Origin of the sequence: Gordonia insulae (assembly GCF_003855095.1) — a bacterium.
GTDB classification, from domain to species: domain Bacteria; phylum Actinomycetota; class Actinomycetes; order Mycobacteriales; family Mycobacteriaceae; genus Gordonia; species Gordonia insulae.
In genome coordinates, this window is record NZ_CP033972.1 from 1,070,217 (window position 1) to 1,091,918 (window position 21,702).

Sequence of the window (21,702 nt, forward strand, 5' to 3'; positions counted from 1 at the left end):
CCGTCTGCGTCTGCGTGCGGTCAGGTGTTGGCGCCGGGAACCAGCACGTCGGTGCGACCAGGGCCGGCGTCCTCGGCGGTGCCCACGGGGTAGCGGACCAACCCGAGTTCGGCGTCGTCGGACAGCTGCGGGTGCCGCGGCAACACCCGGGCGGTGTATCCGTGACGGCCGGACCGGGCGGGTGAGATCGTCGCGACGAACAGCGTCCGCCCCGACGGGTCGGTACCCGATGTCGGGTCCATCTCGGCGATGACCGGGTCGACGATCTCACCGGCATCGGTGACCCGCCCGACGAGTGCCTGCACGCGCACCCGCTCCGGGCTCAACTCACCCAGTGCCACATGGGCGGTGAGCGTCAGACTCACCCGTTGTGGGCTGTCGTGGTCGAGCGAGGCCCCGGAACCGGATTCGTCGATACCGGCGATCTGCACCGACGACCAGCTGCGGTCGAGGACCTTCCGGTAGTCGGCGAGGTCGCGGGCCGGCGCGAACCCGTCGGCGCAGATCGACGCGAACTGGGTGGACGCCGGACCGTACAACGCGGTCGTGTAGTCGCGGACCATCCGTGACGCCTGCACCTCGGGGCCGAGTCGGGTCAGCGTGTGCCGCACCATGTCGACCCACCGCTCGGGCACGCCGTCGGCGGAGCGGTTGTAGAACAGCGGGATCACCGACTCCTCGAGCAAGGAATACAGGGCCTCGGCCTCGAGGTCATCGCGTCGGTGTTCGTCGGCCACACCCTCCGCCGACGGTATGGCCCATCCGTTCTCGCCATCGGCCATCTCGTCCCACCAGCCGTCCATGATCGACAGGTTCAGACCGCCGTTCATCGCCGACTTCATGCCTGATGTCCCGCAGGCCTCCATCGGGCGCACCGGATTGTTCAGCCAGACATCGCACCCCGCGTAGATGTCGCGCGCCATGGAGATGTCGTAGTCGGGGAGGAACACGATGCGATCACGGAGGTCGGGATCGTCGGTGAACCGCACCACCTGCTGGATGAGTGCCTTGCCGCCGTCGTCCGCGGGATGCGCCTTGCCGCCGATGACCAACTGCACCGGTCGGTCCGGGTCGGTGAGGATGCGGCGCATGCGGTCGGGATCGCGCAGCATCAGGGTGAGGCGCTTGTAGGTCGCGGCGCGGCGGGCGAATCCGATCGTCAACGCGTTCGGATCGAAGATGTCGGCGGTCCACCCGAGTTCTGCATCGGTGAAGCCACGTTCCCGGCCGCTCGCATGGGTGCGTCGTCGGACCTCGTCCACCAGCTCGGCGCGCAGCGTGGAACGGATCCGCCAGATCTCCGCGGACGGGAGGCCGGCCACGGCCGCCGCCCCGCCGTCGTCGTCACCACCGGCGAGTTCCTGCCACCGCCGGGCGATCCAGGTCGGCCCGTGCACGCCGTTGGTCACCGCGCCGATCGGCACCTCGTCGGCGTCGAAACCCGGCCAGAGGTCCGCGAACATCGCCCGGCTGACCTCGCCGTGCAACTGCGACACCCCGTTGCTGCGCTGGCCGAGCCGAAACCCCATGTGCGCCATGTTGAACACGCCGGGATCGGCCTCGTCGCCGAGATCGACGACCATGGTGGTCTCCAGGCCCGGCAGCAGCCGGGAACAGCCGCGCTCGTCGGCGTCGAGGTAATACCGCACCATGTCGCGGGGGAACCTGTCGATGCCCGCCGGCACCGGGGTGTGCGTGGTGAAGATGTTCGAGGCCCGCACCACCGCCTCGGCGGTGTCGAAGTCGAGCGCATCGGCGCCGCTGATGAGTTCTCGGATCCGCTCCACACCGAGGAACCCGGCGTGGCCCTCGTTCATGTGGAACACGGTCGGTTCGGCATGTCCACTGAGCCGGACGTACTCGCGGACCGCGCGTACACCGCCGATGCCGAGCAGGATCTCCTGCTTGATTCGGTGATCCTGGTCGCCGCCGTAGAGCCGATCGGTGACACTGCGCAGTTCCTCGTCGTTGGGCGGCACATCCGAGTCGAGCAGCAACAGCGGGATGCGACCCACGGTCGCGACCCAGACCTGGGCGCGCAGGGTGCGGCCGCCGGGCATCGAGATCGTCACGACGACGGGTTCGTCGCCGTCGGTGAGCATCGTGAGGGGAAGTGACGTCGGGTCGTTGACCGGGTAGCGCTCGATCTGCCAGCCGTCGTGGGACAGGCTCTGGTGGAAGTAGCCCGACCGGTAGAAAAGGCCGACCCCGATCAGCGGCAGGCCGAGATCGGACGCGGCCTTGAGGTGGTCCCCGGCCAGGATGCCCAGGCCACCCGAGTAGATGGGCAGCACCTCGGAGATGCCGAACTCCATCGAGAAGTAGGCAATACCCTGCGGCGCAACGCTTTCCGGACCGAGGTCGGCGATGTAATCGTCGCCGAACCAGCGTGGGTCGTCGATGTAGCGGGAGAGGTCGTCGGCCGCGGCGGTGAGGCGGTCGCGGAAACCGGGGTCGGCCGCGAGCTCCGCGAACCGCTCCGGATCGACCTCGGCGAGCAGGCGCAGCGGGTCCGCGGTGTCGCGCCAGAGGTCCGGGTCGATCGACTCGAACAGTTCCTGGGTGGGCGCGTGCCACACCCAGCGCAGATTGTGGGCAAGTGCGGTGAGGTCGGCGAGCTCGGTCGGCAGGGGCACCCGAACCGTGAACCGGCGGAAGGCTTTCACCGGGTAGACGGTACCCAGCAGGGACCGGGACTGCGACTCAACCGAAATGAACATCTACCCTCGTCGTATGCAGCGAATCATCGGTACCGAGGTCGAGTACGGCATCTCCGCCCCCGGCGACCCGACCGCGAATCCGATCATGACGTCCACCCAGGCCGTGCTGGCCTATGCCGCCGCCGCCGGAGTTCCCCGCGCCAAGCGCACACGCTGGGATTATGAGGTGGAATCCCCGTTGCGCGACGCCCGCGGCTTCGACCTCGGCCGGGGCTCGGGACCCGCGCCGATCATCGACGCCGACGAGATCGGCGCGGCCAACATGATCCTCACCAACGGTGCCCGTCTCTACGTCGACCACGCGCACCCCGAGTACTCGGCGCCCGAGGTGACCGATCCGATGGACGCGGTCATCTGGGACAAGGCCGGTGAGCGGGTCATGGAGGCGGCCGCACGGCATGTCGCCAGCGTCCCGGGTGCACCGCGCCTGCAGCTCTACAAGAACAACATCGACGGCAAGGGCGCGTCCTACGGCACCCACGAGAACTATCTGATGAACCGCGAGACCCCGTTCACCGCGGTCATCGCCGGGCTCACCACGTTCTTCGCGTCGCGCCAGGTCATCACCGGCTCCGGCCGGGTCGGCATCGGCCAGTCCGGCGATGAGGCCGGATACCAGTTGTCCCAGCGGTCCGACTACATCGAGGTCGAGGTCGGTCTGGAGACCACGCTCAAGCGCGGCATCATCAACACCCGCGACGAGCCGCACGCCGACCCGGAGCGGTATCGCCGGTTGCACGTCATCATCGGCGATGCCAACCTCGCCGAGACCGCCACGTATCTGAAGGTCGGCACCACCGCACTCGTGCTCGATCTCATCGAGGCGGGCGTCGACTTCTCCGACATCGAGTTGGCGCGGCCGGTGCAGGCGGTGCACACCATCAGCCACGATCCCGGACTCACCACGACCGTCGCGTTGACCGACGGCCGCGAACTGACGGCGCTCGCGCTGCAGCGGGAGTACCTCGAACGGTGCATGAAGTTCCACGACGCCGAGCACTCCGACGACACACGTGCTGCGCACGTGCTCGAGACCTGGGCCGAGGTACTGGACAAGCTGGAACGCGATCCGCTGGAATGCGCGGACATCCTGGACTGGCCGGCCAAGCTGCGCATCCTGGAGGGTTTCCGGCAGCGCGAGGGGCTCGGATGGTCGGCGCCGCGGCTGCAACTGATCGACCTGCAGTACTCGGATGTCCGTCTGGACAAGGGCCTCTACAACCGCCTGGTGGCGCGCGGCTCGATGAAGCGGCTCGTCGACGAGAACGATGTCATGCGGGCCATCAGCCAGCCGCCGGAGAACACCCGTGCGTACTTCCGCGGTGAATGCCTGCGGCGGTTCGGCGCGGACGTCGCTGCTGCCAGTTGGGATTCGGTCATCTTCGATCTGGGCGGCGACTCATTGGTCCGGATCCCGACACTCGAACCGCTGCGCGGCAGCCGGGCGCACGTCGGGAAGCTGTTGGATTCGGTCGACTCGGCCGCCGAACTCGTGGACCAACTGACCACGCCCTGACGAACCCGCTCGTCCATCGGTGTTTCGCTTCCGCCCGCGGGGGCGTGCGCACCGGTAGGGTAGGGAGTCACACGATTTCGAGATCCGCCTCGTTGTGAGACGGGTCGACGCCCGACAGGGCGGATCGGTGCCGGAAGCGCAATGAGCGGGCCCGGGTGAGTCGAAGGAGGCAGCAGATGGCGCAGGAACAGACCAAGCGCGGTGGTGGCGACGACGATGGCGACATCGGTTCGGACGGCAGTGCCGGCCAGGAACGCCGTGAAAAGCTCGCCGAGGACACCGACGACCTGCTCGACGAGATCGACGACGTGCTCGAGGAGAACGCCGAGGACTTCGTCCGCGCCTACGTGCAGAAGGGCGGCCAGTGAGCGATCGGTTCGGTTCACTGCACCCCAACCAATCAGCGCGATCCGCATCTCCCATCTCGTCGCTTCTGGGCGCGGAGATCTCATCCTTCAGCGACTACCTCCGGCTCCATGCCCCGGAACAGTTGCCGCAGCACCGGGCTGACCGGATGACGATGAGCGCGTCGCCGACCGAGGAGATCCCACACGGCACCACGATCGTCGCCGTGTCGTATCCGGGCGGGGTGATCCTCGCGGGCGACCGGCGCGCGACGATGGGCAACCTCATCGCCACCCGCGACGTGAAGAAGGTCTACATCACCGACGAGTACTCGGCGGCGGGTATCGCCGGTACCGCGGGGATCGCGATCGAGATGGTGCGGCTGTTCGCGGTCGAACTCGAGCATTACGAGAAGATCGAGGGCGTCCCGCTGACCCTCGACGGCAAGGTCAGTCGCCTCGCGTCGATGGTCCGCGGGAACCTGGGCGCGGCGATGCAGGGCCTGGCGGCGGTCCCGCTGCTCGTCGGCTACGACATCGATCACGACGATCCCTCCGAACGCGGACGGATCTTCTCCTTCGACATCGCTGGCGACCGGCACGAGGAGTTCGGTGGCTATCAGGCCATCGGCTCGGGGTCGGTGTTCGCCAAGTCGTCGCTGAAGAAGCTGTACCGCCACGACCTGACCGAGGACGACGCTCTCGCCATCGCCGTCGAGTCGCTCTACGACGCCGCAGACGACGACTCGGCGACCGGCGGACCCGACATCGTGCGCAAGATCTTCCCGATGGCGGCGGTCGTCGGTGCGCAGGGGGCCCGTGAGGTGGAACCCGACGCGATCGAAGCGGCGGCGCGCGCCGTCGTCGAACGTCGGTCCGCCGAGCACGAGGGGGGTGCGCGATGACGTTCCCGTATTACGCCAGTGCCGAGCAGATCATGCGCGACCGCTCGGAGTTGGCGCGCAAGGGGATCGCCCGCGGCCGCAGCGTGATCGCGCTGACCTACGCCGATGGTGTCCTGTTCGTCGCGGAGAACCCGTCGAACACACTGCGCAAGACGAGCGAGATCTACGATCGCATCGGTTTCGCCGCGGTCGGCAAGTACAACGAATTCGAGAGTCTGCGCAAGGCGGGTATCCAGCTCGCCGACATGCGCGGGTACAGCTACGACCGCGCGGACGTGTCGGCGCTCTCCTTGGCCAACACATATGCCAACGCGCTCGGTTCGGTCTTCACCGAGCAGGCGAAGCCGTATGAGGTGGAACTCTGCGTCGCCGAGGTCGCCAGGTACGGCAAGCCGAAGCCCTCGCAGCTGTACCGGATCTCGTACGACGGGTCGATCGCCGACGAGACGCGGTTCCTGGTGATGGGTGGCGCCAACGACGCCATCACCGCGGCCCTACGGGAGAGCTACGAGGCGGATCTGGATCTGTCCGCGGCACTCGCCCTCGCGGTGAAGGCGCTCTCCACACCGGCCGAGAGCGCGTCGAGTTCATCGACGTCGTCGTCCACGGCCACCACGGTTCCGGCGCCCCGCGAGCTCACCGCCTCCGATCTCGAGGTCGCGATCCTCGACCGGAATCGCCCACGACGCGCGTTCAAACGGCTCACCAACTCCGCGCTGACCGACGTGCTGCCGGCCGTATCGCCGGCGTCCGGGTCCACTGCCGACGACGCGTCGGCGGCCACCGATTCGCCGTCGACCGACACCGAATCCTGATCGGTACCGATCGGGCGACGCGAACACCCGTCGCGTCGCCCGGTCTGTACGTTGGTCCGCGGGTAGGGTTGTGGGTGTGCAGCGTCGAATCATGGGTATCGAGACGGAATTCGGTGTCACATGTACCTTTCACGGCCATCGTCGACTGAGTCCTGACGAGGTCGCCCGGTACCTGTTCCGCCGGGTCGTCTCCTGGGGTCGTTCGTCCAACGTGTTCCTGCAGAACGGTGCCCGGCTCTACCTCGACGTCGGGTCGCATCCGGAGTACGCGACAGCAGAGTGTGACAGCCTCATCCAGCTGATCAATCATGATCGGGCGGGGGAGCTGGTCCTCGAGGATCTCCTCATCGACGCCGAGCAGCGGCTCGCGGACGAGGGGATCGGCGGAGACATCTACCTGTTCAAGAACAACACCGATTCGGCAGGCAACTCCTATGGCTGCCACGAGAACTACCTGGTGGTTCGCGCGGGCGAGTTCTCCCGGATCTCCGACGTCCTGCTGCCGTTCCTGGTGACCCGGCAGCTGATCTGCGGCGCAGGCAAGGTTCTGCAGACACCCAAGGCGGCCACCTTCTGCCTCTCGCAGCGTGCCGAACACATCTGGGAGGGCGTGTCGTCGGCGACCACCAGGTCGCGCCCGATCATCAACACCCGCGATGAGCCGCACGCCGACGCGGAGAAGTACCGCAGGCTCCACGTCATCGTGGGCGATTCCAACATGTCCGAGATGACCACGATGCTCAAGGTCGGGTCGGCCGCGCTCGTGCTCGAGATGATCGAGGCCGGCGTCGCGTTCCGCGACTTCGCGCTCGACAACCCGATCCGCGCCATCCGCGAGGTCAGTCACGACCCGACCGGCCGTCGCCCCGTCCGGCTCGCCGGTGGGCGCCAGGCCAGCGCCCTCGACATCCAGCGCGAGTATCACGCACGGGCGGTCGAGCACATGACCAATCGGCGGCCGGATCCTGAGATGGACAAGGTCGTCGACCTGTGGGGCCGGATGCTCGACGCGGTCGAGAGCACCGACTTCTCCACCGTCGACACCGAGGTCGACTGGGTGATCAAGCGCAAGCTGTTCCAGCGCTACCAGGACCGCTACTCGATGGACCTGTCGGACCCCAAGATCGCCCAGCTCGATCTGGCGTTCCATGACATCAAACGCGGGCGTGGTGTCTTCGACGTGCTCACCCGCAAGGGGCTCGTCACCCGGGCCACCACCGACGAGGCGATCGCCACCGCGGTCAACGAACCGCCACAGACCACGCGGGCCAAGCTGCGGGGCGACTTCATCTCCGCAGCACAGAAAGCCGGCCGCGACTTCACCGTCGACTGGGTCCATCTGAAACTCAACGATCAGGCGCAGCGGACCGTGCTCTGCAAGGACCCGTTCCGCAGCGTCGACGAGCGCGTCGATCGTCTGATCGCATCCATGTGATCGTAAGCTGTGCGGGTGGCAACCCCGAAAGTTGAGCGCCTACTCAACCTCGTGATCTGCCTGCTGTCGACGCGCCAGTTCGTGACCGCGGAGTACATCCGTCGCAACGTCAAGGGCTACAACGACGACGGGCAGTCGGCCGAGGCCTTCAACCGCATGTTCGAGCGCGACAAGACCGAGCTCCGCGATCTCGGCATCCCCCTGGTCACCGGCCGGGACCGGATGTCCGGGGGTGGCGACGGCTACCGGATCAACCGGGACAGTTACGAACTTCCCGACATCACCCTCGAACGTCCGGAGGCGGCCGTCGTCGCGATGGCCGCCGCCCTCTGGGACGCACCGGAGATCTCCGCGATCTCCCAGACCGCGGTACTCAAGCTCCGGGCCGCCGGCATCGATGTGCGCGCCGACGACGAGATCGACTTCTCCGCGGCACTGTCGGCCCGATCGATGGGGTCGGAATCCGCGCTGGCGACCGTGCTCTCGGCGATCGGTACGTCCCAGGCGGTGACCTTCACCTACCGTCCGGGGGCCGCGTCGACCGCGGCCACCCGCACGTTCGAGCCGTGGGGTGTGGTCACTCATCGCGGTCGCTGGTACGTCGTCGGTCACGACCGCGACCGCGACGCCACCCGGACGTTCCGGCTGTCGCGCATCTCCGACGTCGTGGCGATCGGCACCGCGGGCGATGTCACCGTTCCGGCGGACACCGACCTGCAGCAGATCGTGACGGCCGCGGTCGACTCCGCGACGGGAACCGACGGCCGGACCGCGCAGATCTGGGTGGCGGCCGACCGCGCTGCCGGCCTGCGTCGGCTCGCGGCGGGCTCCGCCGCACACGAGCTCGACGGCGTCGCCGGCGACGTCCTCGAGGTGGAGATCGGCTCATTGCCGACGCTGGCCCGGATGGTCCTCGGCGCAGGGGCCGACGCGGTCGCGTTGTCACCCCCGGAGCTGCGCGACACGGTGGTCGCCGGTCTGGACCGACTGGTGCAGGTGCAAGCCTGATGGCGCCGCGTCCTGATCGACTGAGCCGGTTGCTCGCGATGGTGCCGTACTTCGCCGCACGCCGTGGGATCGCCGTCGAACAGGCAGCCCGCGATCTCGGTATCACGCCGAAACAGCTGACCAGGGACCTCGAGCTGCTGTTCGTCTGCGGCCTGCCCGGGCACTTCCCGGACGACCTCATCGACCTGCAGTTCGAGCAGGGGTTCGTCGAGGTGGGCTTCACCGCGGGCATGGACCGGCCGTTGCGGCTCACGACCACCGAGGCGAGCACCATGCTCGTCGCGCTGCGCGCACTGCTGGACATGCCCGGTGCGGTCGACCGTGCCGCCGCCCGCCGGGCGATCGCCAAGATCGAGCAGGCGGTCGGCTCGTCGGAGACCGCTGTCGCGACCGGCGACGACGGTGACGACACCGACAACCCGACGTATGCGACCATCCGCGACGCGGTGAGAACCGGTCGCGCCCTTGGCATCCGCTACTATTCGGCCACCCGGGACAGCGTCACCGAGCGCACCGTCGATCCCATTCGCCTGCAGACGATGGACAACAACACCTATCTCGAGGCGTGGTGCCGCAAGAGCGACGGTGTCCGGCTGTTCCGGTTCGATCGCGTCGAGTCCGCCGACGTGCTCGACGAACCGTCCGCACCGCCCGCCGACGCGACGGCGAACCCCCAGTCGGCGATCCTGTCCGACAACCCTGATCTGCCGTCGGCCGAGATCGAGATCGACCCGTCGGTGCTCTGGATCCTCGACTACTTCATGATCGAACCGCTCGAGCCGGCCGACAACCGTCCCGATCCGGCGGCCCCGGTCCGTGCCCGGCTGGTCTACGGGTCGCCGGAATGGCTCACACGCTTCGTGCTCGGCTTCGGTGGCCGGGTGCGGCTGGTCTCCGACGCCGGCATCGCGTCGCGCGTCGGCGAGGTCGCGGCAGCGGCGCGGGCCCGGTATCGGTAGCGTCGGAAGCAGGACAGATGACCGAGTGTGACGTGACGTCGGCGCGCTCGGGTAGCATGGGAAACATCGCGAATCGGAGGTAGAAACATGGGCGCCATTCAGCCTTGGCACATCATCCTAGTGCTGCTGGCTTTCCTCATCTTGTTCGGATCGAAGAAGCTGCCCGACGCGGCTCGCGGCCTCGGCCGCTCGATGCGCATCTTCAAGAGTGAGGTCAAGGAGATGCAGAACGACGGCAAGCCGGATACCGACACCGCCACGCCTGCTCCCACCCCGCGCGAACTTCCGTCCGGCGAGGTGCCGCCGACCACCACGGCTCCGACCGACGATGTGAAGAAGTCCGCGTAGACACACGTCGAGGCGTTAAAGAGGCCGGGGCTCGGTGAGTAGTGCGTATTCCGTTTGACCCGAGACAGCGCAAACGAAAGATCAATCCCGACGGCACGATGTCGTTGGTCGAGCATCTTTACGAGTTGCGCACGCGTGTCGTCATCTCGATGCTCGCGGTCCTGCTGACCACGATCATCGGCTTCGTCTGGTATTCGCACGGCTTCCTCGGCTTGGAGTCGCTCGGCGAGCTGCTGCGCGGCCCGTACTGTTCGCTACCACCGTCGTCCCGTGCGTCGCTCACTGCCGACGACGCCTGCCGTCTGTTGGCCACCGGCCCCTTCGACCAGTTCATGTTGCGACTCAAGGTCGCACTAACGGCCGGTGTCGTGTTGGCGTGCCCGGTGTGGTTCTACCAGCTCTGGCAGTTCATCACGCCCGGTTTGCTCGACAAGGAACGGCGTTATGCGTACGGGTTCGTGTCGGCGGCCGCACTCCTGTTCGTCACCGGCGCCGTCATGGCCTACCTGGTCGTCGCCAAGGCTTTCCATTTCCTGCTGACCGTCGGCAGCGACGTCCAGGTGACCGCTCTCGCGGGTGACCAGTACTTCAACTTCATGCTGCACCTGCTGATCATCTTCGGCGTCAGCTTCGAGATGCCCCTGCTCATCATCGCGCTGAACCTGATCGGCGTGCTCAGCTACGCGAAATTGAAGAAGTGGCGGCGGGGGCTGCTGTTCGCGATGTTCGTGTTCGCGGCGATCGTGACGCCCGGTTCCGACCCGTTCACCATGCTCGCGCTCGCCGGTGCGCTGTGTGTATTGCTCGAGTTCGCGATCCAGGTCACCCGCCTCCACGACAAGCGGCGCGCCCGCAACGAACCGGACTGGGCTGCGCTGTCGGACGACGAGGCGAGCCCGTTGACGACGTCGTCGCGCGAACCCGCCACGGCACCGATCCCCGCACCTGCACCCGTGACGGTCCGCTCATCGGTGCGCGACCGCGACACCTTCGACGACATCCTGTGACCCGGCTCGACGATTTCACCGACCGGCTGACCTTCCGCCTCGATGACTTCCAGCGACGTGCGTGCGTCGCGCTCGAGGGTGGGCACGGCGTCCTGGTGTGTGCGCCGACCGGGGCCGGCAAGACGATCGTCGGTGAGTTCGCGGTCCACCTGGCGCTCGCCGGCGGCACGAAGTGCTTCTACACCACCCCGATCAAGGCGCTGAGCAATCAGAAGTACGCCGACCTCGTCGCCGTTCACGGGGCCGAGTCGGTGGGTCTGCTCACCGGTGACATCTCGATCAACGCGGATGCACCCGTCGTCGTCATGACGACCGAGGTCGTGCGCAACATGATCTACGCCCGATCTCGCGCGTTGCAGGGACTGTCACATGTCGTGATGGACGAGGTTCACTTCCTCGCCGACCGGTTCCGTGGGGCGGTGTGGGAGGAGGTCATCCTGCATCTCGAGCCGTCGGTGCGGGTGGTCAGCCTGTCCGCGACGGTCAGCAACGCCGAGGAGTTCGGCGACTGGATTCAGACGGTGCGCGGCGACACCGCAGTCATCGTCGACGAACACCGCCCGGTCCCGCTGACCCAGCACATGCTCGTGGGTGGTCGGATGTTCGACCTCTTTGACCCGACCACCGTGGTGCCGGCGCCGGGAGCGGAGCGAGCGGGCCGATCGGCAACGGCGCCGGGAGCGGAGCGAGCGGGCCGATCGGCAACGGCGCCGGGAGCGGAGCGAGCGGGCCGATCGCAGGTCAATCCCGAACTCAAACGCTATATCCGGCACCGCATGCTGACGATCGATGATCGTGACGACCGGTCGTCCGGCCGCGGTCGCCGGGGTCCGGCGACCCGGGGTGGACGACGCGGCGGCGGGATACGACCACCGTCGCGGCCCGACCTGGTCGCGCGACTCGACCGCGAGGGTCTGTTGCCGGCGATCGGGTTCATCTTCTCTCGCGCCGGCTGCGACGGCGCGCTCGCACAGTGTCTGCGATCCGGCCTGAACCTGTTGACCCCCGAGGAGTCGATGGAGGTCGACGCGGTGGTCGATCGCCATGTCGCGGAGCTTTCGCCGACCGATGAGGACATCCTCGGGGTCGGGGAGTGGCGGGCCGGTCTGCGGCGGGGTTTCGCGGCGCATCATGCCGGCCTGTTGCCGACGTTCCGGCACGCGGTGGAAGCCCTGTTCACCCGCGGTCTGGTGAAGATGGTCTTCGCGACGGAAACCCTCGCACTGGGCATCAACATGCCGGCGCGGACCGTCGTGCTCGAGCGACTCGTGAAGTACAACGGCGAAGCCCATGTCGACCTCACCCCCGGCGAGTACACACAGCTGACCGGCCGGGCCGGGCGACGGGGCATCGACGTCGAAGGGCACGCGGTGGTGGTGTGGACGCCGGAGACGGTGCCCGAACAGGTCGCCGGACTGGCCGGTGCCCGTACGTTCCCGCTGCGCAGTTCCTTCCAGCCCGAATACAACATGGCGGTCAACCTGATCGGGCGATTGGGTCTCGACGGGTCACGCGAATTGCTCAATCGGTCGTTCGCACAGTTCCAGGCCGATCGGTCGGTGGTCGGGCAGGCGCATCGGGTCGAGGAGTCGCGCCGCCGCCTCCGCAAGCTCGACGTCGAGCTGACCGGTGCGGCCGCCAATCGGGGCCTGGAACCGGGTGTCGTGATCGACGATGTGGATGAGCCGGGCATCGAGGATCCGGGTGACGGTGATCCGCACAGTGGATTCCTCGGCTATGTGCAGCTGCGCGAGGACATCCGGCGCCGGGAGCGCGACCTCAAGTTCGAGCGGCGGGCCGCCAACGCGCAGTCGACGGTCGCCGATCTGGCGGCGTTGAAGCGCGGACACGTGATCGGCCTGCAGGGCGGGCGGCACCGTGGTCTCGCGGTGGTGCTCGAGGCCGCGACGCAGTCGCTGGATCCGAAGCCCCTGGTGCTGAGCGAGGACGCCTGGTGCGGTCGCGTCGGTACCCGTGATTTCGTCAACCCGCCGGAGGTGCTGGGCAACATGCGGTTGCCCAAGCACGTCGACCGACGGACCGGTCGGGGGCGCCGCGACCTCGCCTCGGCCCTGCGATCGACGGGTATCGAGGCGCCGCGTGGACGGTCGAAGAAACGCGCACCTGCCGCCGACGACCGCGAACTCGCCAGGCTGCGTTCGGCATTGCGGGCCCACCCGGCCCATCGGCTGGGCAACGACGACGAGTTGTTCCGGCTGGCCGAGCGACGTAACCGGGTGCTGCGTGAGATCGTCTCGGCGGAACGCGTCATCGCCGAGAAGACGTCGACGCTGGGCGTGCAGTTCGAGCGGATCGTCGGGGTCCTCGCGGAATTGGGTTACCTCGATGTCGGCACCGATCGGTCGGGCGCCGGGCGCGCGTCGGTGACCAAGGCGGGTCATCTGCTCAGCCGAATCTACAGCGAGAGCGACCTGCTGGTCACCGAGTGCATCCGCGCGGGTGTCTGGGATGAACTCGCGCCCAACGAGCTGGCCGCCGTGGTGGCGGCGATGGTCTTCGAGGCACGCCGGGAGAGCTATTCCGGTGCCGACGCGATGCCGGGCAGCGTCGCGCTCCGCGGTGCCCTCGCCCGCACCATCGAGATCTGGCGTGAGGTCACCGCCACCGAGTCCCGCCACCATGTCGACTCGACCCGTGAACCCGACACCGGCTTCTCGGTTGCGGTGTCGCTCTGGGCATCCGGGCGTTCGTTGACCGAATCGCTGGCCGCCGCCGGTGAGCGCGGTCAGTTGTTGTCGCCGGGTGATTTCGTCCGCTGGAATCGGCAGGTGATCGATCTCCTGGAGCAGGTCCGACTGGGTGCGGGTGCCGACACCCGACTGGCCGGCTCGGCGCGGTCCGCGGTGTCCGGCATCCGTCGTGGTGTGGTGGCCGCCGAACTGGGCTGACGAGCCCGCATCGACGGTTCCACACGCCTGTCAGATGACTGAGGGTGATAGGGGAGTGAGGTAACCTTCTCCACGCGGTCGGGAGCACGGGTGGGTCGATTCGGCGCATCCGCAGTGACAACACCAGGGGTGGCGCAACACAGCTCGCCGACCACCATGTCCAGGCGTATCGGTGCCCAGTCACCGGGCAGAGCGGGAGAGACCCATGAGTGAGCCGAACGATCCCACCCGTCCGACCGGAACACCGCAGGCGGGTGGCCCGGATCCGGCCGGGTCCGCCGACACCGGCAAGACCGAGGTGGTCGGTCTGCCCGACACCCCGCCCGGAGACAGCACCACGGTCATCCCCACCGGCCAGGGCACCCGGCCCGCCGAGTCGTCATCGTCGGCTCCGGCCGGTCAGCCCCAGGAGGCCGCACCGTCGGGGTATCCGCAGAATCATGGTCAGCCGACCGCCCAGTACGGCCAGCCGCCGACGACCCCGTATCCGCCACAGGGCTATGGCCAGCCGGGGGGCCAGGGATACGCACCGCCGCAGGGGTATGGCCAGCCGCAGGGTTACGGCCAGCCGCAGTCCGGTGGGTATAGCGGCCAGCCACCCGCCGCGGGCGGTTATCCGCCGCAGGGCTACGGAGCGCCGGGCCAGGGTTACGGCAACCCGGGTCAGGCAGGTGCCTACGGTGCTCCCGAGCAGGGGTACGGGAATCCCCCGACCGGCGGCTTCGCCCCACCCGGACAGCAGGGTGCACCCGGTCAGTGCGGTGCCGGTCCGCAGCAACCCGGTTACGGTCAACCGGGCGGCTATCCGCAGCCCGGCCCGACACAGCAGTTCGGTGGTCAGCCACCGTACGGACAGTTCGGTGGAGACCAGTTCTCCTCGATGGCCACCCCGTCGGGCAACAAGCGCACACGCAATCTCCTGCTGATCGGCGGTGGCGTCGCGGTCCTGATCGCCGCGATCCTGCTGATCACCGCATTCATCGCACCGGGCTGGGCGCCCAAGACGATCTCGCAGGACGCCGTACAGGACGGGGTCAAGAAGGTCCTGACCGACGACTACCAGGCCACCGACGTGAGCCAGGTCAGCTGCCCGTCCGGCCAGCGGGTCGAGCAGGGCGCATCCTTCACCTGCACCGCCACCGTGGGCGGTCAGCAGCAGTCGGTGAAGGTGACCTTCCTCGACGACGACGGCAAGTACGAGGTGTCCCGCCCGACCAGCTGATCGCGCGGCCGCCGGACTACGGTCCGAGCGTGTCGTCGGAGATGGTGTAGTTCCGTCGCAGGTGTCGCGTCGCAACACCCCACGCGGAATCGGCGGTGCGACGCTGGTGGTCGTCGAAGGCCGCCCGATCGACGAAACGCTCGTCGACCAGTAGCCGATCCGGATGAGTGGGACTCGGCCGAACCGAGAATTCCAGGCATCCCGATTCGGCGAGCGTGCGGACCCGATGCTCGTCGAGCAAGGCTGCGAGTCGTCGGAGCTCCTCGGAATCGATGGCGATCCACCCCGTCAGGCGGATCGCCTGCGCCCGGCCCGGCGTCGTCATCCGGCGGAGACCGGCCAGCCGAGCGCCTTCGACAGCCGCGACACCGATGCACCGATGCCGAGCTCGTCGACCAGGTCGGCGAGACCGCCGGGATCGGCGGGCGCATCGGGCAGCCGATCGTCGTCGGTGCTGTCGATCGTGTCGGCATCGGTCTTGACCAGCACCACGGTGCGGGCCGCGGTGAGGTAGTCGGTCGATGCGAGCAGGGACTTGCGGCTGCGTGTGGGCACCGATGACGAGCTGTCCGCGGCCGCGGCCTCGAGTGCATCGAGACTGCCGTACTCGGTGATCAGTGTCGCCGCGGTCTTCTCGCCGATCCCCGGCACGCCCGGCAGGCCGTCCGACGGGTCCCCCCGCAGCATCGACATCTCCGCGTACGCCATCCCGGCACGGTCGACCGGGACCGAGTACTTCTCGGCGACCTCGACCGGTCCCATCATCTCGGCCTTGGCGAGGCCTCGTCCCACGTACAGGACCCGCACCTCCACCGGGTCGTCGGCGACGACCTGGAGGAGATCGCGATCGCCGCTGACGACGATCACCGGGTCCGTCGACTCGTCGTAGGCGAGCGTGCCGATGACATCGTCGGCCTCGCAGCCGATCGCCCCCGACGTGGCGATTCCGGCGCAGCGCAAGACGTCGAGAATCATGTCGACCTGAGGCGTCAACGTATCGGGGACCTCTTCGATGTCGGTGACCGGCGTTCCGTCGGCGGTCACCTCGACGGTGTGTGCGACCTCTTCGACGACCCGGTGCGCCTTGTACGACGGGATCAGCTCGGTGCGGAACGCCGGCCGCCAGTCCAGGTCCAGACACACCACGAGCCTGCTGGGCCGCTCACGGGTGACCAACGTCGCGATGGTGTCGAGGAAGCCACGCACCGCGTTGACCGGACGCCCGTCCGGTGAGGTCATCTTCTCGGGCAATGCGAAGAAGGATCTGAACCAGAGACTCGCCCCGTCGAGGAGCATCAGCGAACCGGATGTGTGATCGGGAGCCATGGGACCAACTCTGTCATTCTTCGCTCCGAATCGACACAGCGGTAGGCTGCGCTCATGGCCTACCGGTTCTCCTCCGATGTCTATCGCAATCGCCTCGACCGGGCCCGGAAGCTCACTGCCGATGCGGGTCTCGACGCCCTCGTGGTGTCGACCGGTCCGGATCTGCGGTACCTCACCGGATCCCGCGCGGACACCTTCGAACGGCTGACAGCGCTGGTGGTTCCGGCGGATGCGGCCCCGCGTCTCGTGGTCGCGCGTCTGGAACTCGCCTCGGTCCGCGACTCGGCGGTCGCCGATCTCGGCGTCGACGTGGCCGACTGGGTGGACGGCGAGGATCCCTACGCGCTGGCGCTGGACGGTCTGCCCGCGCAGGCCAGGCTGGCCGTCTGCGACACGATGCCCGCGTTGCATGTGGTGCCGATCGCCGCACACGGTGGCGGCACCCCCGTGCTGGCCACCGAGGTACTACGCGAACTGCGGATGATCAAGGACGCCAGCGAGATAGCCGTCCTACGCCAGGCCGGGGCCGCGATCGACCGAGTGCACGCACGCATGGGTGAGTGGTTGCGTCCGGGGCGCACCGAGCGCGCGGTCGCCGACGACATCCGCGCCGCGATCCTCGCGGAGGGACACACCGAGGCGGCGTTCATCATCGTCGGTTCCGGGCCACATGGCGCCGACCCCCATCACGAGTTCTCCGACCGCGTCATCGAGTGCGACGACATCGTGGTCATCGACATCGGCGGTCCCGTCGACCCGGGTTACAACTCCGACTCCACCCGCACCTATTGCTTCGGCCGGCCACCTGCCGATGTGGCCGAGGCGTATGACGTGCTGCAGACGGCACAGCGCTCGGCGCTTGAGGTCATCCGGCCCGGCATCACCGCGGAACAGGTCGACGCCGCCGCCCGAGATCTTCTGCGCGAGCACGGGCTCGCCGATCGGTTCATCCACCGGACCGGTCACGGGATCGGGTTGTCGGTGCACGAGGAGCCCTACATCGTGAGTGGCAACGACATCACCTTGCGTCCGGGGATGGCGTTCAGTGTGGAACCGGGCGTCTATTTCGACGGTCGGTGGGGCGCCCGGATTGAGGACATCGTGGTGGTCACCGACGAGGGCTGCGAAACACTCAACAACCGTCCCCACGAACTGACGGTGCTCTGAGACCACGCCGATCGAACCGGCGCCGGTCGGGTCAACCGAGCAGGGTCGCCGATCCCATCACGCGCGACACGCTGATCTCGATCACCACGCGACGTGGATTCGGCTTCGGCTCGCGATATCGGGCCGCGTACCGGCGTTCGGCCTCCTGCACCCGCTCCGGATCACGCGAGACCACGGCGGGGCCCTCCAACGTCACCCAGCGGGGGCCGTCGACATTGGTCACCGACGCGTAGCCACCCCGCTCGACGTTGCGCACCTTCTGGTTCCCGTCGGAGGTGATCACCCGCGCCACGCCGTGCTCGCCGTCCCAGGTGAACCCGACGGCGACGGCGTGCGGGGTGCCGTCGGCACGCAGGGTGGTCAAGGTGGCGAGGTGGCGCTGTGCGAGGAACTCGACAGCGCCGGGGCCGAGATCGGCAGCAGTGCGGGTCATGTGTTCACGCTAGCGGCGCCGCCCTGACGCCGACGATCCGGGCGATGGGATACTGGCCACCATGTCCCAGCGACCACCGACGACCGGAACCATCCTGCTGTTCGGCGGCCGCAGTGAGATCGGCGTCGCCGTGGCCCGGCGACTCGGCACCGGTCGCACGGTGGTGTTGGCCGCCCGACGTCCCGACGACCTCGTGGAGCAGACGGCGACGTTGGTGGCCGCCGGGGCCACCGACGTCCACACCGTCGCCTTCGACGCCGACGACACCGATGCGCACCCGGCCCTCGTCAAGGGTCTGATCGAGCGTCACGGCCCGATCGAGGCGGCGATCGTGGCGTTCGGGATCCTCGGTGATCAGCAGCGCGCGGAAACCGACGTCACGCACGCCCTGCAGATCGCCCACACCGACTATGTGGCCCAGATCAGCGTGCTGACCCCGCTCGCCCAAGCGCTGCGTGCTCAGGGGTCGGGCACGATCATCGTCTTCTCGTCCGTGGCCGGGATCCGGGTGCGCCGGGCCAACTACGTGTACGCATCCACCAAGGCCGGACTCGACGGCTTCGCGAGCGGCCTGTCGGATGCCCTGCACGGCAGCGGTGTTCGGCTCCTGCTGGCGCGTCCAGGGTTCGTCGTCGGGGCGATGACCCGGGAACTCATGGCCTCCGGGGTACGCCCGGCGCCGTTCTCGGTGAACGCCGATCAGGTCGCCGAAGCGGTGGCCCGCGCCTATCGTCGCGGCCGCGGCGAGGTGTGGATTCCCGGCATCCTCCGGCCCGTGTTCGTGGGCATGCGGCTTCTGCCGCGCGCGATCTGGCGGCGGTTGCCACGATGAGCGCCCGGTTCGTGGTGATCGGCGTCGGCGCAGACGGCTGGGACGGCCTCGGCCGACGCGCTCGCGATGAGCTGACCGGCGCCGACGTCGTCTACGGATCGGCGCGACAACTCGCCCTGCTGCCGGAACTCACCGCGGAGCGCCGACCGTGGGCCTCGCCGATGAGTGCCCACCTGGCGCGAGTCCTCGACGACGACCGATCGGGGATCGTGCACATCCTGGCCAGCGGCGATCCGATGTTTCATGGCGTGGGCACCTCCATCGTGCGTGCCGTCGGCGCGGATCGTGTGCACGTGATCCCGACGGTCTCGAGCGCCACCCTCGCGTGTGCGCGGCTCGGTTGGGATCTCGCCGACGTCGCGATCGTCACAACGGTGACCCGCGACGTCGATTCGGTCGGTGACGCGATCACCGACGGCCGCGATCTACTGGTCCTCAGCCGCGATCAGGACACGCCGGAACAACTCGCGGAGTTGTTGATCGCCAACGGGTTCGGCTGGTCGGCGATGACCGTCCTGGAGCAACTCGGCGGTCCGGACGAGCGCATCATCCGCGGTGTCGCGCGGACTTGGGCGGAGCCGGCCGGCGATCCGCTCAACGTCGTCGCGATCAGTTGCGTCGGGCCGCGCCGAAGCCGAACTCCGGGCCGCGACGATCACGAGTACGACCACGACGGCCAGATCACCAAACAGCCCGTCCGCGCGTTGACGGTGTCCGCGCTGGCGCCGAGCCGTCGACAACTCTTGTGGGACATCGGGTCCGGGTCCGGCAGCGTCGCGATCGAATGGCTTCGCGCCGAGGCGACGGGTCGGGCGATCGCGTTCGAGCAGGACGCGACCCGCAGCGCACAGCTCCTCGTCAACGCCACCCGCCACGGTGTGCACGAGCGGCTCACCGTGCGCGGTACGGCGCCGGAGGCGTTCGCGGACACACCCGATCCGGACTCGATCTTCATCGGTGGTGGCCTCGGTGAGCAGCTGCTCACCGAGGCCTGGGCGGCACTGCCGAGCGGCGGGCGATTGGTGACCAACGCGGTCACGCTGGAGAATCAGACGCTGCTCGCGCAATGGTATGGGCGACAGGGTGGTTCCCTTCGGCGCCTGTCGGTCGAGACGGCCGCGCCGCTGGGGACGATGACCACCTGGCGACCGTCACTGCCGATCGTCCAGTGGGCGGTGGACAAGCCATGACCGTCTACGTCATCGGCGCCGGCCCCGGCGCGCCCGACCTCATCACCGTCCGTGGCGCGGAGATCCTCGGCCGCTGCCAGACCTGCCTCTACGCCGGTTCGCTGGTGCCGACGGAACTGTTGGAGCGATGTCCGCCGGGTGTGACCCTCATCGACACCGCGCGGATGCGGTTGCCGGAGATCATCGCCCACATCGTCGCGGCCGATGCCGCGGGCCATGACGTGGCACGCCTGCACTCGGGCGACCCCTCCCTGTACTCGGCGATGACCGAGCAGCGCCGGGAACTCCTGGCGCGGGGGATCGAGGTGGAGGTGGTCCCCGGCGTGCCTGCCTTCGCCGCCGCCGCGGCGGCGCTCGACGGAGAGCTGACCGTGCCGGGGGTGGGCCAGAGCCTGCTGATCACGCGGGTCTCGACGCTGTCCACCGACATGCCGCCCGGCGAAGATCTCGATCGGCTGGCCGCCACCGGTGTCACGCTCGCACTGCATCTCGCAGCCCACCGGACCGAACAGATCGTGGACGCGTTGGCGCCGCATTACGGTCGCGACTGTCCCACGGCCACAGTCGCGTTCGCCAGCCGTCCCGATCAGCAGATCGTCCGCTGCGCGCTGACCGAGCTGCCCACCGCGCTGAGCGAGGCGGGTATCCGTCGTACCGCGGTGATCTTCGTCGGACGGGTTCTCGACCCGAACGCCTCGACCACTGTCAGCGACAGCTATCTCTACTCCGAGGCCCGGATGACGAAGCTCCGCACCGATGGGTGACCGACCCATCCTGCTGTTGGGCGGGACGGGGGAGGCGCGGGCGCTGGCCGCCGAGCTGACCACGGCGCGGTTGCCGGTCGTCAGCTCGCTCGCCGGGCGTGTCCGCGACCCGCGGCTGCCGATGGGCGAGGTCCGGATCGGTGGCTTCGGGGGCATCGACGGTCTCGTCGACTGGCTGCGCGCCCACGACGTGATGGCGGTCGTGGACGCCACACATCCGTTCGCGGCGACCATCAGCGAGCACGCAGCCGCCGCCGCGGCCACCGTCGACCTGCCACTGCTCCGGTTGCGGCGCCCGTCGTGGACGCCGGGTCCGGCCGACACGTGGGAATCGGTACCGGACATGACTGCGGCGGCACAGGCTGTCGCCGCACACGCGGCCGCGCGCGGCGACCTCCGCGTGCTCCTCACGACGGGCCGACAGGACGTCGGCGTGTTCGCCCCCATCGAGGCGGCCTGGTTCCTGATCCGGGTGGTCGACCCGCCGACCGCCGAGCTCCCACCTCGGCACCGCATCCTGCGGTCACGGGGCCCCTACGACGTCGAGGGGGAGCGAACACTGTTGCAGCAGAACGGGATCGGCCTGCTCGTCACCAAGAACAGCGGAGGAGAACTCACCCGGGCGAAGCTGGTCGCGGCCGCCGAGCTCGGCGTCGGGGTGATCATGGTGCAGCGACCGCCCGAACCCGGTCATGGTGACTCGGTCGAATCGGTCTCGGCAGCCATCGAGTGGATTCGTCATGGCGTCACCCCGTCGGAATCGTGACCGTTGCGCTGCGACCCGTTCGAGCCATGACCCCGA

The 21,702-nt window shown here is 68.4% G+C and carries 20 protein-coding genes; 16 read left to right on the top strand and 4 right to left on the bottom strand.

The genetic code is table 11. The annotated features are described in order from the left end of the window. Window positions 1–20: 20 nt before the first annotated feature. Window positions 21–2,666, bottom strand: coding sequence for an alpha-glucan family phosphorylase (gene glgP, locus D7316_RS04905; RefSeq protein WP_124711121.1), 2,646 nt, complete (start codon window positions 2,664–2,666; stop codon window positions 21–23). 67 nt (window positions 2,667–2,733) lie between these two features. On the opposite strand from glgP, the gene dop reads away from it, so the two are divergent. The 11 genes from dop to D7316_RS04960 all read left to right on the top strand — a co-directional run bounded on the left by dop (window position 2,734) and on the right by D7316_RS04960 (window position 15,188). After that, a complete protein-coding gene (gene dop, locus D7316_RS04910) occupies window positions 2,734–4,236 on the top strand; it encodes a depupylase/deamidase Dop (protein WP_124707285.1) in 1,503 nt (500 codons plus the stop codon). Between the two features lie 176 nt (window positions 4,237–4,412). Beyond that, on the top strand, window positions 4,413–4,604 hold the full coding sequence (locus D7316_RS04915) for a ubiquitin-like protein Pup (RefSeq protein ID WP_124707286.1): 192 nt from the start codon (window positions 4,413–4,415) through the stop codon (window positions 4,602–4,604). Further along, entirely contained in the window at window positions 4,601–5,485 is an 885-nt protein-coding gene (gene prcB, locus D7316_RS04920; protein ID WP_124707287.1) for a proteasome subunit beta, read from the top strand. Before D7316_RS04915 ends, prcB begins: the two co-directional genes overlap by 4 nt. Further along, complete coding sequence (gene prcA, locus D7316_RS04925) at window positions 5,482–6,300, top strand: proteasome subunit alpha (RefSeq protein WP_124707288.1); 819 nt, start codon at window positions 5,482–5,484, stop codon at window positions 6,298–6,300. The genes prcB and prcA overlap by 4 nt, the downstream gene beginning before the upstream one ends. Window positions 6,301–6,376: 76 nt before the next feature. Further along, on the top strand, window positions 6,377–7,735 hold the full coding sequence (gene pafA / locus D7316_RS04930; protein ID WP_124707289.1) for a Pup--protein ligase: 1,359 nt from the start codon (window positions 6,377–6,379) through the stop codon (window positions 7,733–7,735). Window positions 7,736–7,750: 15 nt separating this feature from the next. Beyond that, window positions 7,751–8,743: a helix-turn-helix transcriptional regulator gene (locus tag D7316_RS04935; RefSeq protein ID WP_124707290.1), complete on the top strand. Its 993-nt coding sequence runs from the start codon at window positions 7,751–7,753 to the stop codon at window positions 8,741–8,743. Then, entirely contained in the window at window positions 8,740–9,702 is a 963-nt protein-coding gene (locus D7316_RS04940) for a helix-turn-helix transcriptional regulator (RefSeq protein WP_408610065.1), read from the top strand. The genes D7316_RS04935 and D7316_RS04940 overlap by 4 nt, the downstream gene beginning before the upstream one ends. Window positions 9,703–9,789: 87 nt before the next feature. Further along, a complete protein-coding gene (gene tatA, locus D7316_RS04945; protein WP_124707292.1) occupies window positions 9,790–10,050 on the top strand; it encodes a Sec-independent protein translocase subunit TatA in 261 nt (86 codons plus the stop codon). Window positions 10,051–10,091: 41 nt separating this feature from the next. After that, on the top strand, window positions 10,092–11,057 hold the full coding sequence (tatC, locus tag D7316_RS04950) for a twin-arginine translocase subunit TatC (protein WP_124707293.1): 966 nt from the start codon (window positions 10,092–10,094) through the stop codon (window positions 11,055–11,057). Next, a complete protein-coding gene (locus D7316_RS04955; protein WP_124707294.1) occupies window positions 11,054–13,966 on the top strand; it encodes a DEAD/DEAH box helicase in 2,913 nt (970 codons plus the stop codon). The genes tatC and D7316_RS04955 overlap by 4 nt, the downstream gene beginning before the upstream one ends. 205 nt (window positions 13,967–14,171) lie before the next feature. Then, a complete protein-coding gene (locus D7316_RS04960) occupies window positions 14,172–15,188 on the top strand; it encodes a DUF4333 domain-containing protein (RefSeq protein WP_124707295.1) in 1,017 nt (338 codons plus the stop codon). A gap of 16 nt (window positions 15,189–15,204) precedes the next feature. On the opposite strand, the gene D7316_RS04965 is transcribed toward D7316_RS04960, so the two are convergent. Further along, the gene (locus D7316_RS04965; RefSeq protein ID WP_124707296.1) at window positions 15,205–15,513 is read right to left on the bottom strand and encodes a putative quinol monooxygenase; all 309 of its coding nucleotides are present in this window, start codon (window positions 15,511–15,513) and stop codon (window positions 15,205–15,207) included. After that, the gene (locus D7316_RS04970) at window positions 15,510–16,484 is read right to left on the bottom strand and encodes a 5'-3' exonuclease (protein WP_124711122.1); all 975 of its coding nucleotides are present in this window, start codon (window positions 16,482–16,484) and stop codon (window positions 15,510–15,512) included. The genes D7316_RS04965 and D7316_RS04970 overlap by 4 nt, the downstream gene beginning before the upstream one ends. A gap of 84 nt (window positions 16,485–16,568) precedes the next feature. Here D7316_RS04970 and D7316_RS04975 point away from each other — a divergent pair, with 84 nt between their 5' ends. Continuing rightward, window positions 16,569–17,681 (top strand): M24 family metallopeptidase, encoded by a 1,113-nt coding sequence (locus D7316_RS04975; RefSeq protein ID WP_124707297.1) that lies wholly within the window; start codon window positions 16,569–16,571, stop codon window positions 17,679–17,681. Between the two features lie 31 nt (window positions 17,682–17,712). On the opposite strand, the gene D7316_RS04980 is transcribed toward D7316_RS04975, so the two are convergent. Then, complete coding sequence (locus D7316_RS04980) at window positions 17,713–18,114, bottom strand: pyridoxamine 5'-phosphate oxidase family protein (protein ID WP_124707298.1); 402 nt, start codon at window positions 18,112–18,114, stop codon at window positions 17,713–17,715. A 61-nt stretch (window positions 18,115–18,175) separates the two neighbouring features. On the opposite strand from D7316_RS04980, the gene D7316_RS04985 reads away from it, so the two are divergent. Genes D7316_RS04985 through D7316_RS05000 form a run of 4 tightly spaced genes read left to right on the top strand, consistent with a single transcriptional unit; the run spans window position 18,176 to window position 21,666 of the window. Then, window positions 18,176–18,946: an SDR family NAD(P)-dependent oxidoreductase gene (locus D7316_RS04985; RefSeq protein WP_124707299.1), complete on the top strand. Its 771-nt coding sequence runs from the start codon at window positions 18,176–18,178 to the stop codon at window positions 18,944–18,946. Next, window positions 18,943–20,136: a precorrin-6y C5,15-methyltransferase (decarboxylating) subunit CbiE gene (gene cbiE / locus D7316_RS04990; protein ID WP_124707300.1), complete on the top strand. Its 1,194-nt coding sequence runs from the start codon at window positions 18,943–18,945 to the stop codon at window positions 20,134–20,136. Before D7316_RS04985 ends, cbiE begins: the two co-directional genes overlap by 4 nt. Then, window positions 20,133–20,900, top strand: coding sequence for a precorrin-4 C(11)-methyltransferase (cobM, locus tag D7316_RS04995; protein WP_124707301.1), 768 nt, complete (start codon window positions 20,133–20,135; stop codon window positions 20,898–20,900). The genes cbiE and cobM overlap by 4 nt, the downstream gene beginning before the upstream one ends. Continuing rightward, window positions 20,893–21,666, top strand: coding sequence for a cobalt-precorrin-6A reductase (locus D7316_RS05000; protein WP_124707302.1), 774 nt, complete (start codon window positions 20,893–20,895; stop codon window positions 21,664–21,666). The genes cobM and D7316_RS05000 overlap by 8 nt, the downstream gene beginning before the upstream one ends. Window positions 21,667–21,702 lie beyond the last annotated feature (36 nt).